This window comes from Halorubrum saccharovorum DSM 1137, from assembly GCF_000337915.1.
Lineage (GTDB): Archaea > Halobacteriota > Halobacteria > Halobacteriales > Haloferacaceae > Halorubrum > Halorubrum saccharovorum.
On the sequence record NZ_AOJE01000043.1, the window covers coordinates 74,579 to 90,193 of the forward strand.

The 15,615-nt window shown below is 67.3% G+C and carries 15 protein-coding genes and 2 pseudogenes; 7 read left to right on the plus strand and 10 right to left on the minus strand.

The features are described 5' to 3' along the window. The first annotated feature begins 54 nt into the window (after positions 1-54). The 4 genes and pseudogenes from C471_RS08945 (at position 55) to C471_RS08960 (ending at position 3,581) form a co-directional block, all read left to right on the plus strand. Positions 55-1,233: a thiolase C-terminal domain-containing protein gene (locus tag C471_RS08945; RefSeq protein ID WP_004048388.1), complete on the plus strand. Its 1,179-nt coding sequence runs from the start codon at positions 55-57 to the stop codon at positions 1,231-1,233. Next, a complete protein-coding gene (locus C471_RS08950) occupies positions 1,230-2,642 on the plus strand; it encodes an OB-fold domain-containing protein (RefSeq protein WP_004048390.1) in 1,413 nt (470 codons plus the stop codon). Before C471_RS08945 ends, C471_RS08950 begins: the two co-directional genes overlap by 4 nt. Before the next feature lie 63 nt (positions 2,643-2,705). Then, positions 2,706-2,960: pseudogene (locus C471_RS08955) on the plus strand (amidase family protein); the annotation flags it as partial. 15 nt (positions 2,961-2,975) lie between these two features. Next, entirely contained in the window at positions 2,976-3,581 is a 606-nt protein-coding gene (locus C471_RS08960) for a GNAT family N-acetyltransferase (protein WP_049909173.1), read from the plus strand. A 96-nt stretch (positions 3,582-3,677) separates the two neighbouring features. Here C471_RS08960 and C471_RS08965 read toward each other — a convergent pair whose 3' ends face one another. The 8 genes from C471_RS08965 to C471_RS09000 all read right to left on the minus strand — a co-directional run bounded on the left by C471_RS08965 (position 3,678) and on the right by C471_RS09000 (position 10,686). Continuing rightward, entirely contained in the window at positions 3,678-4,079 is a 402-nt protein-coding gene (locus C471_RS08965) for a universal stress protein (RefSeq protein WP_004048397.1), read from the minus strand. Between the two features lie 82 nt (positions 4,080-4,161). Further along, positions 4,162-4,938: an enoyl-CoA hydratase/isomerase family protein gene (locus C471_RS08970; RefSeq protein WP_004048399.1), complete on the minus strand. Its 777-nt coding sequence runs from the start codon at positions 4,936-4,938 to the stop codon at positions 4,162-4,164. Between the two features lie 83 nt (positions 4,939-5,021). After that, positions 5,022-5,822, minus strand: a complete 801-nt coding sequence (locus C471_RS08975; protein WP_004048401.1) for an enoyl-CoA hydratase/isomerase family protein — start codon at positions 5,820-5,822, stop codon at positions 5,022-5,024. A 52-nt stretch (positions 5,823-5,874) separates the two neighbouring features. Next, the gene (locus C471_RS08980; protein ID WP_049909175.1) at positions 5,875-6,591 is read right to left on the minus strand and encodes an ABC transporter ATP-binding protein; all 717 of its coding nucleotides are present in this window, start codon (positions 6,589-6,591) and stop codon (positions 5,875-5,877) included. Further along, positions 6,584-7,390: an ABC transporter ATP-binding protein gene (locus tag C471_RS08985; RefSeq protein ID WP_004048404.1), complete on the minus strand. Its 807-nt coding sequence runs from the start codon at positions 7,388-7,390 to the stop codon at positions 6,584-6,586. Before C471_RS08985 ends, C471_RS08980 begins: the two co-directional genes overlap by 8 nt. 2 nt (positions 7,391-7,392) lie before the next feature. Beyond that, the gene (locus C471_RS08990; RefSeq protein WP_152421851.1) at positions 7,393-8,469 is read right to left on the minus strand and encodes a branched-chain amino acid ABC transporter permease; all 1,077 of its coding nucleotides are present in this window, start codon (positions 8,467-8,469) and stop codon (positions 7,393-7,395) included. Next, positions 8,469-9,338, minus strand: a complete 870-nt coding sequence (locus C471_RS08995) for a branched-chain amino acid ABC transporter permease (protein WP_004048409.1) — start codon at positions 9,336-9,338, stop codon at positions 8,469-8,471. Before C471_RS08995 ends, C471_RS08990 begins: the two co-directional genes overlap by 1 nt. 67 nt (positions 9,339-9,405) lie before the next feature. Then, on the minus strand, positions 9,406-10,686 hold the full coding sequence (locus C471_RS09000) for an ABC transporter substrate-binding protein (protein ID WP_204365931.1): 1,281 nt from the start codon (positions 10,684-10,686) through the stop codon (positions 9,406-9,408). A gap of 315 nt (positions 10,687-11,001) precedes the next feature. Here C471_RS09000 and C471_RS18350 point away from each other — a divergent pair. From C471_RS18350 to C471_RS09015, 3 genes and pseudogenes are all read left to right on the plus strand, one after another. Further along, positions 11,002-11,633 (plus strand): annotated as a pseudogene (locus C471_RS18350) (DUF5058 family protein). Positions 11,634-11,684: 51 nt separating this feature from the next. After that, positions 11,685-12,101, plus strand: a complete 417-nt coding sequence (locus C471_RS09010; protein WP_004048419.1) for a hypothetical protein — start codon at positions 11,685-11,687, stop codon at positions 12,099-12,101. A gap of 183 nt (positions 12,102-12,284) precedes the next feature. After that, entirely contained in the window at positions 12,285-13,919 is a 1,635-nt protein-coding gene (locus C471_RS09015) for an acyl-CoA synthetase (RefSeq protein WP_049909184.1), read from the plus strand. An 805-nt stretch (positions 13,920-14,724) separates the two neighbouring features. On the opposite strand, the gene C471_RS09020 is transcribed toward C471_RS09015, so the two are convergent. Together C471_RS09020 and C471_RS09025 are read right to left on the minus strand one after the other, a co-directional pair. Continuing rightward, a complete protein-coding gene (locus C471_RS09020) occupies positions 14,725-15,009 on the minus strand; it encodes a 2Fe-2S iron-sulfur cluster-binding protein (RefSeq protein ID WP_004048423.1) in 285 nt (94 codons plus the stop codon). Between the two features lie 6 nt (positions 15,010-15,015). Further along, positions 15,016-15,510 carry a GNAT family N-acetyltransferase gene (locus tag C471_RS09025; RefSeq protein WP_004048426.1) on the minus strand — a complete coding sequence of 165 codons (495 nt, stop codon included), beginning with the start codon at positions 15,508-15,510 and terminating at the stop codon, positions 15,016-15,018. Positions 15,511-15,615 lie beyond the last annotated feature (105 nt).

A 15,615-nucleotide genomic window follows, 5' to 3' on the forward strand; every position in this document is an offset into this window, starting at 1 on the left:
CCTGGGAGACGGACCCACATAGTTTTTAGTGCCCGCGTCGACGTTACTCGTCACATGCGTGAGGCATATGTCATCGGAGCGGGTCAGTCGCCGTTCGGCTCGTACCCGGACGAGACCTATCGATCGCTGTTCGAGACGGCGTACGAGCGCGCGCTCGACAGCGTCGACGGCGACTTCGACCCGGATCGGATCGATGAGGCGTTCCTCGGCACCCTCGGCGTCGGCGGCCGTCAGATCGGCCTCAGCGGCCCGGCGGTGACGGAGCATATCGGCCAGCACGGGATCCCGACGACGCGGGTGGAGAACGCCTGCGCGGCCAGCGGCTACGCGATGCGAAACGCCGTCTCCGCCGTGAAGTCGGGCATGGCCGACCTCGTCCTCGCGGGCGGGTACGAGGTGATGACGGACACCAGCGCCGACCAGACGAAGTGGTGGCTCGGCGTCAGCGGCGAGACCGAGTGGGAGCGGCTCTCCGGTACCACCTTCGCCGGCGTGTACGCGCAGATGGCGTCCGCGTACCTGGACGAGTACGACGCGACGCCGGAGGACCTGAGCCGAGTCGCGGTGAAGAACCACGCGAACGGCGCCGAGAACCCGAACGCCCACCTCGGGTTCACCTGCTCGCTCGAGGACGCCACCGCGGCGCCCGCGGTCGCCGACCCCCTCACGCTGTACCACTGCTGTCCGACCACCGACGGCGCGAGTGCCGCGCTCGTCGCCAGCGAGGAGGTCGCTCGCGAGCTGTCGGACGTGCCCGTCCGGGTCGCCGCCAGCGGCGCCGCCTCCGGGGCGGTCGGGCTGTTCCAGCGCGACTCGCTCACCTCGGTCCCGGCGACCGTGACGGCCGCCGAGCGCGCCTACGACCAGGCCGGGATCGAGGCCGGCGACGTGGACTTCGCGGAGGTCCACGACTGCTTCGCGATCGCCGAACTGCTGGCGTACGAGGACCTCGGCCTCTGCGACCGCGGCGAGGCGCCCCGCCTGCTGCGCGAGGGCGTCACCGACCCCGACGGCGACCTCCCGGTCAACACGAGCGGCGGACTCAAGTCGAAGGGGCACCCCATCGGCGCGACCGGAACCGGGCAGGTGGTGGAGGCGTTCGAGCAGCTCCGCGGTCACGGACACGTACAGGTCGACGGCGCCGAGCGGGGACTGACCCACAACGTCGGCGGGAGCGGCGGGGGCGTCACCGTCCACGTCTTCGAGCGCGGCTTCGGGGGTGGGTCGGCGTGACCCGCGGACTCACCGCAGCGGGCGTGCACGTCCCCCGCTTCCGGATCGAGTCATCGACGATCGGCGAGGCGTGGGGCGTCGATCACGCGAGCGGAATCGAGCGGAAGGCGCTGCCAGCGGCGGACGAGGACGCGGTGACGATGGCGATTTCGGCCGCGAGAGACGCGCTCGACCGCGGTAATGCGAACGCGGCAGACCTCTCGTTCGTCGGCCTCGCGACCACCACGCCGCCGCTGGCCGAGGAGGAGCTGGCGCCGCGGGTCGTCCGCGCGCTCGGGGGAGCGAGCGACGCCCGCACCGCGACGGCGACCGCCAGCCCCCTCGCCGGGCTCGACGTGCTGGAGCGGGCGGTCGAGGCCGACGGGCCGGCGCTCGCGATCGCCGCGGACGCGCCCACCGGTGATCCGGCCGAGGCCGACCACCGACTCGGCGCCGGCGCGGTCGCGTTCCTCGTCGACGATGACGCTCCGGTAACGCTCGTCGACAGCGCCGCGCACTCCGACGAGTACCCCGGCGTCCGCTACCGCGAGCGCGGCTCGGAGGAGGTCGACGCGCTCGGGGTGACGACGTACGAGCGCGACGCCGTCGGCGAGAGCGTCGCGGCCGTCGTCAGCGACCTCGACGTCTCCGAGCCGGCCGGGGCGGCCCTCCACCAGCCGAACGGCGGGCTCCCGCACCGGGCGGGCGGGCGGACCGACATCGACGGCGCCGCGATCGAACGCGGCACCGTGGTCGACCGCGTCGGTGACGCCGGGGCCGCCACGGTCCCGCTCGGGCTCTGTGCGGCGCTCGCGTCGGCTGACGCCGACGACGCGACCGTCGCCGTTGACTTCGGCGGGGGCGGCGGCGCACTCGGGCTCGCGTTCGCGGGCGGGCTCGATAACGCGCCATCCGTCGACGAGAGACTCAGCGGCGGTGAACTCGTCTCGTACGATCGGTACCTCCGCGAGCGGGGGTACGTCGTCGACGGCGAGGTCGCCGGCGGCGGCGCCCACGTCAGCCTGCCGTCGTGGCGCCGGTCGCTCGACGGGCGCTACCGGCTCGTCGCCGGCCGGTGTCCCTCCTGTGGAGGCCTGACGTTCCCCGCCGAGGGGGCCTGTGGCGTCTGCCACGACCGCGGCGCGTTCGAGCACGTCGAGCTCCCGCGAGAGGGCGTCGTCGACGCAGTGACGGTGATCGGACAGGGCGGCGCGCCGCCGGAGTTCGTCCCGCAGCAGGAGCGCGACGGCCCCTACGCCGTCGCGATCGTTCGGTTCACCCATAGCGGCGAGGAGGTCACGATCCCGATGCAGTTGACCGACTGCGACCCCGAGACGGTCGCCGTCGGCGACGACGTTCGGGCGACGATCCGCCGGGTGTACGCCGACGAGGGGATCCCGCGGTACGGCTCGAAGGCGACACCCATCTGAGGACCCGGGCGGGGAGTCGGGTGAGCGGCGGCCCCACGCTCCCCTTCTGACGGAGTACGGGACAGGGAGTTGCTCCCGAACACGGCACCGTTCGACGTGACTGGGCATCCGGCCGTCTCCGTTCCGGCCGGCACGAGCGACGGGCTCCCGGTCGGGCTGATGCTCGTCGGCGAGCAGTTCGACGACGCGACGCCGCTGGCCGCCGCACGGGTCGCAGAGCGGACGCCCGACCGAGCGGCGGCCGCCGGGGACGGGGGAGTGACCGTCAGCGAACGGCGTCTCCGGAACATGTTCGCAACGACGTTTATATGGGTGTGACACGAATCCTCACGTATGAGCGCGCAATCTGACTCGGCGGGAGTGTCCTGCTCCGCGTGGGACAACTCGGAGTGTGGCGGCACGACGTACTGTCCGCCGCGGTGTCCGCGGTTCGAGGGGAAAGACGGCACGCCGTACGTCGCGCGGCCGTTCAGAGAGGGGGACCGATCGGCGCTCGTTTCGATGTACGCCGACCTCGACCGGTTCAGCCGCGCGAACGGGTTACCGCCGATAACCGTCCCGAAGATCGAATCGTGGCTCGACCGGCTGCTCGAGAACGGGTGGAACCTGGTCGTGGTCGACGGCTCGGAGGTCGTCGGTCACGTCGCCGCCGTCCCGGTCGACTCGGCCGCGCCCGAGTTCGTGATCTTCGTTCATCAGGACCACCAGAACAACGCGGTGGGGACGGAGCTCGTCAAACAGCTCATCGCGTACGCCGACGACCGGGACCACGAGGGGCTCACGCTGGAGGTGTCGACCGGCAACGAGCGCGCGATCACCGTCTACGAGAACGTCGGGTTCGAGGTCACGAAGGAGAAGCTCTCCGAGATCGAAATGGAGCTCGATCTCGACGGGCCGCTCGCCGAACGCCTCCAGCGTCCGCCCGCGGAGCGCGAGTGAGGTCCGTCGCTCGGCCGGGCCACCGCCGGTATCCGGACCACGCGTAGAGCCGTCCGATCGGCCGATCGGACGGCGACCGGGACGGCTACGTCCGTTCTACGTCCGTTCGTCTCCGGCGATGAGCACGGGGAGCTCGGTCGTCAGGATGATGTCCTGCGTCACGCTTCCGAACAGCGCCTTTCCCGTCGGCGATCGCTTCCGCCCGGCGAGACAGATCAAGTCGGCCCCGGCTTCGTCCGCGTACCCGACGATCTCCGTCGACGGGTCGCCGCCTCGACCGACGAGTTCCACGTCGATGCCGGCCGCTTCGAGCTCCTCCTCCGCGAACCTGGCCGTCTGGAACTGCGTGATCGACGCGCCGGTCGGGTTGTCCGAGAACACGTGCAGCACGGTCACGGAGAGATCGTCCGTTCGCATCGGCAGATCCGCTGCGACCGTCCGGACCTGTCGACCAACGCGTTCCTCGTCGTCGTCGATAGCGAACACTATCTCGCTCATAGTCACCATGTCACACTCGGAGTATAAATAGGCTACTGAAGGTACCGACGCTGAGTCTCATCCAAACGGGTATCACCGACGGTTACTCGCCGGTGAACTCCGGGTCGCGGTCCTCGCGGAACGCCGCGATCCCCTCGCGGTGGTCGTCGGTCTCCAGCAGCGTGCTCTGTGCGAGCGACTCGACGGTCCCGGCGGTCCTGGTGTCCGCGTCGCGGGCGGTGTTGACGACGCGTTTCGCCAGCCCGATCGCCTGTGGCGGGCGGTCACAGAGGTCCTCGGCGTACGCGTCGGCCGCCGAGTCGGGATCGTCGGCCACGCGTTCGACGAGCCCGACCTCGCGAGCGCGGTCGCCGTCGATCAGTTCGCCGCTGAAGATGAGATCCTTCGCCGTCCCCGGTCCGACGAGGTGAACGAACCGAGAGCAGCCGCCGAGCCCCGGAATGAGCCCGATGTTGTGTTCCGGAAATCCGAGCGTCGCGTCCGGCGCCGCGATGCGGACATCGCAGGCCAACGCGAGTTCGAGCCCGCCGCCGACGCAGGTGCCGTCGATCGCCGCGATCACGGGCGTTTCGATCGTCTCTATCGCGTCGAACGCGCCGCCGAGGATCCGAGAGTTCTCGCGGAACTCGGCGGTCGTCCACTCCTGTGCCTCCTCGAAGAGCGCGACGTCGGCCCCGACGGAGAACACCTCGTCGCCGCCGGCGACGATCCCGACCCGCACGCGGTCCTCGCGGAAGACGTCGACCGCCTCGGCCAGCTCGTGGCGCATCCGCTGATCGATCGCGTTCACCGGGTCGTTGTCGAGGCGGATCGTCGCAACGCCCCCGTCGACAGTCACAGTGAGCGTGTCGAATTCCATGGTGGTGGGCTCGCAGGTGAGAGACTTGGTTCTTTCTCTCGCGAGGGCCTGCGCCACCGGTGCCGACGGATCGTCCCGCCCCGTCAGCTCCACTCCGGATCGCGCTCCGCGAAGAACGCCGCGAGCCCCTCGTCGAACGTGTCCGACTCGCTCATGCGTTTTATCGCCGAGCGCTCCCGTTCGAGGTGGCGATCGAGTCCCCCCTCGAAGGCGGTGTCGAGCAGCCGTTTCGTCCGTGCGTACGCCTCGGTCGGGCCGGAAGCGTAGTCGACCGCTCTCTCTGTCACCGCGGCGAGGAACTCCGCTTCCGACCCCTCGTACCGCTCGTTCGCGATTCCGAGGTCGACCGCCTGCGCCGCGTCGATCGGGTCGGGGTCGAACAGCAGCTCGCGCGCGCGATACGGCCCGACCGTCCGGACGAGGAAGAACGGCGTCGCGTTGTCCGGCGTGAGCCCGATCCGAGCGTACGCCGTGTCGAACACCGCGTCCTCGTGGACGTGGATCAGATCCGACGCGAGTGCGAACCCGAGGGCGCCACCCGCAGCGACGCCCGTAACCGCCGCGATAACCGGTGCCGGGAACTCCCGGACTGCCCGGATCAGTCGGTTTGAGGCCGCCGCGATGGCGTCGATCTTCGCGGACCGCAGCTCTTGTGGCGCCTGTTCGATCGCCTGCAGGTCGGCGCCCGCGGAGAACACCGGGTCGCCGTACAGGACGAGACAGCCCGCCTCGCCGGCGACCGACTCGACGGTTTTCGCCATCGCCTCCACCTTCGCCGGGCGGAACACGTTCAGCGGTGCCTCTCCCTCCTCCATCGCGATCCGGATGACGTTCCCGTCGGCGACGCGCTCGACGCGGACGAGCGGGTGCGGTCGCTCAGTCATAGCGCGACACCTTCGACGTTCGCGGCTGGATGACGGGGAACCATCGTCCGGATCATTTCACCCCCAAGTAGCTCTCCATCGTTTCCCTGTCCTCGAGTAGCTCCGAGGCGGGGGATTCGTGGACGATCCTCCCGGTCTCGAGGACGTACGCCCTGTCCGCGAGCCCGAGCGCCATCTCGGCGTTCTGCTCGACGAGGAGCACCGTCACGCCGCGCTCGTTCAGCTCGCGGACGATGTCCGCGACGTCGTCGACGATCTGCGGCGCGAGCCCCTCGCTCGGCTCGTCGAGCAGGAGGAGGTCCGTCTCCGGCCCCAGTAGCGCGCGCGCGATGGCGAGCATCTGCTGTTCCCCGCCGCTCATCGTGCCGGCCTGCTGGTCGCGGCGCTCGTCGAGCCGAGGGAACTGGTCGTACACCTCCTCGAACCCCGCCGACTGGTCCCCGTCGCCGCTGTGGGCCGCCAGTCGGAGGTTCTCCTCGACGGTGAGGCCCCCGAACACGCGACGCTCCTCCGGGATCCAAGAGATCCCGCGCTTGCGTATCTGGTTCGGGTCGAGCCCGTCGATCGCCTCGCCGCGTATCTCGACGGTGCCGCTCGTCGGCGGCGTCAGTCCCATCACGCTCCGGAGCGTCGTCGTCTTCCCCGCTCCGTTGCGCCCGACGAGCGCGATGATCTCGCCCTCCCCGACCGACAGCGAGAGGTCGAACAGGATGTGGCTCTCCCCGTAGTGGGTGTCGATCCCGTCGACGGAGAGCAGGGGATCACTCATGACCGCCACCCCGAAGGTACGCCTCCTGTACCCGCTCGTCCGACTGTACCTCAGACGGCGTCCCCTGCGTGAGCAGTTTGCCCTCGTTCAACACCGCGATCTGGTCGGAGATGTCCATGACGATGTCCATATCGTGTTCGATGATCACGACCGTCGTGTCGGACGCGATGTCCTCGATCAGCTCGACGGTCTCGTTCGTCTCCTCCGGGCTCATCCCGGCCGTCGGTTCGTCCATCAGCAGCAGCCGCGGCTCCGACGCGAGCGCGATAGCGACTTCGAGGTGGCGACGCTGCCCGTACGCCAGGCTCGACGCCGTCTCGGTCGCGACCCCGTCGAGCCCGACTCGCTCCAGTACCCGTTCCGCGTCCGCGATCGGCTCCTCGTGAGACGCGTGATGGGTGAGGAAGTCCGCGGGACCGAACCCGGTGTAGCGGGCTTGCGCCGCGAGCCGGACGTTCTCCAACGCGGTGAGCGACGAGAAGAAGTTCGTGATCTGGAACGACCGCACGATCCCTCGCCGGACGATCTCGTACGGCTCGACGCCGCCGATCCGCTGGCCGTCGAACTCGATGCGCCCCTCGGTCGGGGCGTGCTTCCCGGTGAACGTGTTGAACAGGGTCGTCTTCCCGGCGCCGTTCGGCCCGATGATCGCCGTGATCCCGCCGTCGGGGATCTCGATCGAGACGTCGTCGAGCGCGGTGAGTGGTCCGAACTGCTTCGTGAGCCCCTCTGTGCTGAGGATGGCTCCGCTCGGTGCGTCTCCGTCCGTCTCGGGCCCTCCGATCGTGTTTCCGCTCATGGTCAGTCACGCACCTCCCGCACGTAGTTTTTCAGCGCCTCCTTCACGCTGTCGACCGCGCCGCTCGGGTCGTCGCGCAGCGATATCAGTGCCCCGGCGATGCCGCGCGGCGCGAAGATAACCACGAGCACGAACAGGGTGCCGAGGATCACCTCCCAGCTTGCGACGCCGCCGAGTCGGTCCTCGAGGAAGACGACGAGCCCGGCGCCCACCATCGGCCCCCAGAGGGTTCCCATCCCGCCGAGCAGCACCATCACGACCAACTCGCCGCTGACCGTCCAGTGGAGCAGTCCCGGGTTCGCGACGCTCTGGAAGGGGACGTACAGCCCGCCGGCGAGTCCGGCGAATCCTCCGCTTATCGCGAAGGCGATGACCTTGTACCGCTGGACATTGTATCCGATGAACTCGATCCGGTCTTCGTTCTCGCGGACCCCCTGAATGACCCGTCCGAACGGGGAGTTCGCGAGCCGGATCAGTCCCGCGAGCGACAGCGCGACGAGGGCGAGTGTGAGGAAGTAGTAGGCGAGCGGGTCACCGAACCCGACGCCGGCCAGTTCGTAGGAGCCGATCCCGTAGAGACCGTTGTCGCCGCCGGTGACCGTCTCCGCGCCTGCGATCGTCGCCGGGAGGTCTGTGAAGACGACGACGTACAGTAGTTGGGCGAACGCCAGCGTTAGCATCGCGAAGTAGATCCCGCGTGCCCGAACGCTGAGCCATCCGATCAGCGCGGCGACGACCACGCCGACCAAGACCGAGGCGGGCAAGACGACCAACGCGTTCGGCGTCACCTGTCCAACGAGCAGTGCGGCCGTGTACCCGCCTGCACCGTACATCGCCGCGTGTCCGAACGACAGCAGGCCGGCGTAGCCGAAGACGAAATCGAGGCTCAACGCCAGCAGTGCGAACGCCAGCATTCGAACGAGGAGATTGACCCAGAACGGCTGGATCGATCCGGCGATCGGTCCCGCGGCGGCGAGACCGAGGATACCGACGGCGAGCAAGATCCGCCCCGGCCGCGAGAGGATCTGGTTTCCCGTTCGTGCTTCGTCGTCGTCTCGAAGAAGCTCGAACACCGGCATCATGCGGCCTCCGTGGCGCCGAACAGTCCGTTCGGTTTCACCATCAACACGATCGCCATCAGTCCGAACAGGGCCAAGTCGGTCAGCGTCGGGGCGATCAGCGCGCCGTACGAGGTGACGAGCCCGATGAGCAGCGCGGCGAAGACGGCACCGCGGAAGCTCCCGAGCCCCCCGATGACGACGATCACGAACGCCTCGATGATGATCCCCATCCCCATGCCGGGGTTGACGGAGCGCGACGCCCCGAGGAGGACGCCCGCGAGCCCCGCGAGCACGGCACCGAACACGAAGACGCCGGTGAATACCTTCGAAACGTCGATCCCGAGGGCGTCGACCATCTCCGTGTCGTGAGCGCTCGCCCGCATGATGATCCCGAGGTTGCTCCGGTCGATCGCGAGCCAGACGCCGCCGATCAGCGCCGTGCTGATCGCGAGGACGAACAGCCGGTACACCGGGTAGTCCACCACGCCGAGCGACAGGGTGCCGGTGAGCAGCGCCGGCTGGGCGATCTGCCGCGCCTGCCCGCCCCATATCTGGACGACGGCGCCCTGGATCATGATGGCGAACCCGAACGTCAACAGAATGTGGTACAGGGGGTTCCGTCCGTACAGCGGACGCAGCGAGAACACCTCGATCGCTATCCCGACCACGCCGACCAGGAGCGGCGCGATCAGCAGCGCGAGCCAGAAGCTCCCGAGTTCGGCCGCGATCACCGACCCGAAGTACGCTCCGAGCATGTACAGGGCCCCGTGCGCGAAGTTGATGACGTCGAGCATCCCGAAGATGAGCGTCAGCCCCGCGGCGATCAGGGCGAGAATCATCCCGGACTGGACGCCGAGCAGGGTGGCGCGTACGATCGACTCGATCATTCAGCCGGCCCTCCTCGTCGGGACAGGGGACGGTCTGCGAGCGGCGTCAGGTGTGATACGGATCATGTTAGCTGAGGTCGCAGTCCCACGTGGGACCCTCGACGCTCTCTATCGTCTCCACAACCTGGTTTTCGACCGGCTGTTCGCCGTCGCTCTCGACGACCTCACGGACGTACATGTTCTGGACGGCCTCGTGGGTCTGCTCGTTGAATCGGAAGCTCCCGCGCGGGCTGTCGATCGCCATCCCGCTGAGCGCGCCCGACAGTTCGTCGGGCTCCGCGCTGCCGGTCTCCTCCACGGCGGCGGCGAACGCCTGCGCCGAGTCGTACCCCTGACACGCGTACACGTTGGCCGTGCTGTCGTACGCGCCGCGGTAGTTCTCGACGAACGTCCGGTTTCGCTCGCTCTCCTGTGTGGGCGTGTAGTGGAGCAGCGAGTACATGCCGAGCGCGGCCTCTCCCTGTGCGGGAAGCGTGTCCTCCGAGAGGAGGAACCCGCTCCCGGTCTGCGTCATCTCCTCGTCGAGGCCGTAGTCGGAGAAGGCAGAGACGTATCCGACCGCGTCGCTCCCGGCGAAGAAGGAGAAGACGGCGTCCGCCCCGCTGCTCTCGATCTGGCTCAGATACGTCGAGTAGTCGTCGGTGCCGAGCGGTGCGCCGACCTCGGCGACGATCTCGCCGCCCGCCTCCTCGAACGCCTCGCCGAAGAAGTTCTTGGAGTTCTGGCCGAACGCGTAGTCGGCGTACGCCAGACAGACGTTGTCGGCGACGTTCTCGTACACCCACTCCGCCAGCGGGGCGCTCGTCTGCCAGTCGTTGAACGACGTCCGGAAGTGGTAGTCCAGGCACCCTTCTTGCGTGACGCGGTAGTCGCCGGCGTTGGCGTTCAGCCAGATCGCGCTCCCCTCCGACTCGATGGTGTCCATGATCGCGATTGCGACCGCGCTCGACACCGGACCGACGATCACGTCGGCCTGCTCTTCGATGAGCAGCTCGCGGGTCACGTCGATGCCCCGGTTCGTGTTCGCCTCCGTGTCGCGCTGGACGGTCTCGACCTCTCGCCCGTCGATCTCGCCGCCGTTCTGTTCGAGGTACATCTCGAACCCGTTGACGATGCTCTCGCCGAGCATCGCGTACGTGCCCGTAAACGGCAGCGCGTAGCCGACGGTGAGCGCATCGCCGCTCTCACCGCTACCGCCGAGACACCCGCCTATCGCGGCCGCCGTCCCGACCGCCGCACCCGTGCGGAGGTACCCCCGCCGCGACATCGCCGATTGGTCCCGGTCGCCACGTTCGATGCGCTGGTCTCGATCCGACGTGCTACCGCCCGACATGAGTCTGCGAACCATGGACACGACTGCGAGTCCATCATATTTATAAATTATGGAAGCGGGGCCGTTCCAGTAGCGTTCGGCGGGCGTTTTCCTGCGATTATCAACATATATGCACCATGGTAGAAAGGCGCACTCATGGTATAGATAGGGTCCCTGCCAGTGGTACCGGCGTATATGGACGTCGCGAACAGCCGATGGCTGTGGCTCTCAACGGTCCCGGTCGTGTCGGTGGTACTGTTACAGGCGGCGATATTCTTCCGGCGGGCCTAGTCGGACGGAAAGGAGATCGGGCTGTCGGACGAGCAGCTCAAGTCCGGATTCAAGACGGGCGTGATATCCGCGATCGGTCCCGCGGTCGCGGTCCTGGTCGGCATGCTGGCGCTGGTCGCCACCATCGGCGGGCCCGTCGCGTGGATGCGGCTGTCGGTGATCGGCTCGGTCGCGTTCGAGCTTCCCGCGGCCGAACTGGGCGTGAGCCAGCTCGGCTACAGCCTCGGCGACGGCGACATCACCGAGACCGCGTACGCGACGGCGGTCTGGTCGATGACGCTGGGCGGTACCGGCTGGCTGATCGTCTCCGCGTTCGGGACGCCGCACATGGAGAAGGCCAGACAGAAGCTCGGCGAGGGAAAGACGCGCTCATCCCGATCATCGGCGCCGCCGCGATGCTGGGTGCGTTCGCCTACTTCCTGACCGGCGAGGTCGCCACGGGAACGCCCGAGACGGGATCGGTCGCCGCAGGGGGCTTAGTAATGCTCATCCTGTTACAGATCGCGGACGAAAGGGATATCCAGTGGCTCCGCGAGTGGGCGCTCGGGACCGCGTGCTGGTCGCGTTCGAGGGCGAATCGGCCCACGCCGGGGTGGCGCCGAACGAGGGTCGAAACGCGGTGCAGGCGTTCGTCACCGCGGCCGACAACGTCTACGGAATCCCGCGCCACAGGGAGGGAGCCACGCGCGTGAACGTCGAGCGAGATCCGCTCCGACAACGCCGCGAACATCATCACCGACCGCGTGACCGCGTCGATCGAGGTCCGCGGCGGGTCGACCGAGCTAATGGAGGACATGCGCGACGCGGTGCACCGCCGCGTCGAAGCGGCGGGGGAGATGCACGGGTGCGACACCGAGATCACTCGCACCGGAGAGTCGATCCGGCAGGACTGCGACGAGGAGCTCGTGGACCCCGTGAGCGAGGTCGTCACCGACCGATCGGACTCGCTGTCGCTGATCCGGCGCGACGCGCTGGCCGCCAGCGAGGACGCCACGTACCTGATGCGGGCCGTGACGGAGAACGGCGGCACGGCGACGTACGTCGGTATCGGCGGCAGCAATCCGAGCGGCCACCACACGCCGACGTTCGACATCGATGAAGAGAGCCTCTCGATCGGCGTGGACGTGCTCTCGACCGCCGTTCGAAAGCTCCTCTCGTAGCGGGCCACACACCGAAAGCACCCTCAGACGCCCGCTGGGGATTCTTCCTAGCAGTGAGTGGCGCGGAAGCCGCGATCGTCCGTCGCGTGGAACTCGGAGTGACGGCCCGGCCCGGCAGAGCGGCGTCCGTGACTGAGCGAACCGTTAGGTATATAATGAAACCACATGATCGATGATCCGTACATGCAAGAGGCTGTCACGGAAGAGTACCTGCCGAGCGACTCGGAGGCGCCCGACACCATCCACACGCTGCCCGAACAGCACTACCCCAAGCGGATCAACGTCGTCGACGAGCTGGTCGACAGACACGTTCGGGAGGGCCGCGGGGATAACGTCGCAATCTACTTCGAGGACCGGGAGATCACGTACTCGGAACTCCAGGAACAGGTGAATCGACTCGGAAACGCCCTCAAAGACCTCGGCGTCGAGCCGGGCGACCGGGTCGTCGCTCGGTTCCCTAACCGGCCGGAGGCGATCGTCTCGTGTCTGGCGATCCAGAAGATCGGTGGCGTCGCGCTCCCGTCGATGAAGCTGCTTCGGGCGAAGGAGCTCGAGTACATCATCAACAACGCCGAGGCGGCGGCGGTCATCGTCTACGACGGGCTCCTCGAGGAGGTGGATAACGCGCTGCCGAACCTCGACACGGTCGAGAACGTGATCGTCGCGGGGCGCAACGGCGTCGATCACGATCACCACAGTTACGACGACCTCGTCGACGCTGCCGACCCCGAGCTGGAGGCGCACGACACGGAGCGCGACGACCTCGCGCTGATGCTGTACACGAGCGGGACGACCGGGCGGCCGAAGGGCGCGATCCACACCCACCAGAACATCCTGGCGACCGCCGACGGATACGCGCGCTACTGTTTGGAGCCGACCGAAGACGACGTCTTCGGCGGTAATCCGCCGCTTCCGTTCGCGTACGGATACGGCGACCTCGTCACCTTCCCGTTGCGATTCGGCGCCAGCGTGAGCCTCGTCGAGGACGCCAGCCCCGGCGACCTGTTGGACGCGGTCGAGGCCCACGGGATCACGATCCTCGCGTCGATCCCGACCGGGTTCAACCAGATCCTCGAACAGTACCCGGACGGCCCCGAAGAGTACGACGTTTCGTCGCTGCGGCTCGGACTCAGCGCCGGCGAGCCCCTGACGCCGACGACGTACGAGAATTTCAAATCCGCGTACGGGATCGACCTCCTCGACGGGATCGGGACGACGGAGATGCTCCACATCTTCATCAGCCATCGCCACGACGGTGAGATAGACCCCAGTGCAACCGGGTTCCCGGTTCCGGGGTACGAGTGCAAGATCATCGACCCGGACACGGGCGAGGACCTCGAGCGCGGGGAGTCCGGGCTGCTCGCCGTGCGCGGCCCGACCGGCATGGAGTACTGGAACCGGCCGGACAAACAGGAGGAAGTCACCCAGGACGGCTGGTCGATTCCCGGAGACATCTTCGTACAGCGCGAGGACGGGCGCTTCGAGTACAAGTCCCGTAGCGACGACCTCATCATCTCCAGCGGATACAACATCCCGGGGCCGGAGGTCGAGGCCGTCATCGAGGAGCACGATTCGGTCTCGGAAGTCGCCGTCGTCGGCAGTCCCGACGAGCAGCGCGGCGAGATCGTCAAAGCGTTCGTCGTTCGCGCCGAGGACGAGACGGACGAAGACGAACTGATCGGGGAGATCCAGAATCACGTGAAAAACACCCTCGCGCCGTACAAGTATCCCCGCTCAGTCGAGTTCTGCGAATCCCTTCCGCGGACGGACACGGGGAAGATTCGCCGCACCGAACTGCGCGAGCAGGAACACGCGTAACTCCCGTTTCGACGTGGTCTCGTCGGAGCCATAACCGCTCGTGGTCCATCGGCTTCCACATCGTCGTTCCCCCACATTCGTCGTTCTCCCTTCCACATCGTCGTTTCTCTCCCCACCACATTTCGTCGTTCGCCGTGCTCGCGCGGTGTCGCGCCCGTCTTCTCCCGACACGTCCCGGCGAATCGGTTGCAGAGCCCCCCCTCTGGGCGCGATCTCCCGATCGACGACAATGATGAGCGTCGTTCGACGGAGCAGTTCGATCGCGATATCGGGGGGTAATTGATGCCCGCACGCGGCGCGTCGCGCCGGGGAGGGTGACCCGTGGACACTAGCGTATACATATACAGTATACGTATACGGCAGTCTCGGCGAGCCGATCGCTCTCTAGGAGCGAGCCGAACGACGAGGGGCATCTCGCGTTACGAGCCCGACGCGCCGATTTCGATCGCGCCTCGACGAGCGAGAAATCTGAGCGCCTGAGAATTACATTCATATGGTTGTAATTTTCCGGCGGCGATCCGGGTTCCCGTCGTATACACAATACGTATACAGAAATGTCGGAGCGCTTCGAGACGAGGCAACTGGGTGCCGACGCCCTCGGCCGGGTCAGACGAGCCGTCGATCGCGGGCCGAAGTCACAACGGGAACGGAGGGGCCGCCGGGAGACGCCACCATCGACGAGGCGTCTTCGGTACACAGGACGAACGGTTCAGAACGAAAAGGGCCAAACGAAAGGGTTCGAAAGCGGGTCAGAACGGTCTGCGCTCCTGCGGAAATGGGTAACGAAACTGGGAGCGATGCCGAGTCAGGGGCTCTCGTCGGTTCGGATCCGGAGATCCGACCGAGGCTTCGCGATACAGGTGAGGGCGTACCCCTCGTCCTTCTCGCTGTCCGAGAGGAACATCCCCTCCGTCTGATCGACTTCGCCCTCTTCGACGATCATCGCGCTACACACGCCGCAGACGCCCATTCGGCACTGGTACGGGGGTCTGAGCCCCGCTTCCTCGGCCGCTTCGAGTATCGGCTTGTTCTCGGGTATCTCTATCGTCCGCCCCTCGTCGACGAACTCCACGGAGTAGGTTTCGACCATCGCTCGCTACTCCTGGTCGATCGACCGCTCGAAGACGTGCTCAACCGGATCGAACCCGTTCGCCTCGTAGAACCCCTCGGACCGCTCGTCGCCGTGGATGACGTCGACACGGTAGAAGTCGACGTCCTTCGGAGACTGCGCGAACCACTCGTGGACCTCGTCGAGCAACGCCGCCCCGAGCCCGTTCCCGCGGTGGTCCTCGCTGACGAAGTGACCGTTGATGTACCCGTGGTCCTGCAGCCGGAAGATCGGATGATTCCCCGTGATACGCGCCTCGAGGACCCCGACGAGGTCACCCGTCTCCTCGTGTTCGGCGACGATGACGTTCCCGTACTTGGAATCGACGAGCTGGTTCTCGAAGTACTTGAGCCACCGATCGTCGGCGTCCTCCTTGTGCTCGTAGCGATCGTCGTGCTTCGAGAGGTGGCTCGTGAATCCGTGCCACAGGTCCAACAGTTCTCCGCCGTCGTCCATCGTTGCCTCTCGTATCTCGTACGTCATGTGTCCCCATCTAAACCGGACCCTCAAAAAATGCACTGGTCAACGGGGTCGTCTCGCCTACGGACCGTCCGGATCGGGAAGTTGCCGTCTACGGCGTTCACGCAG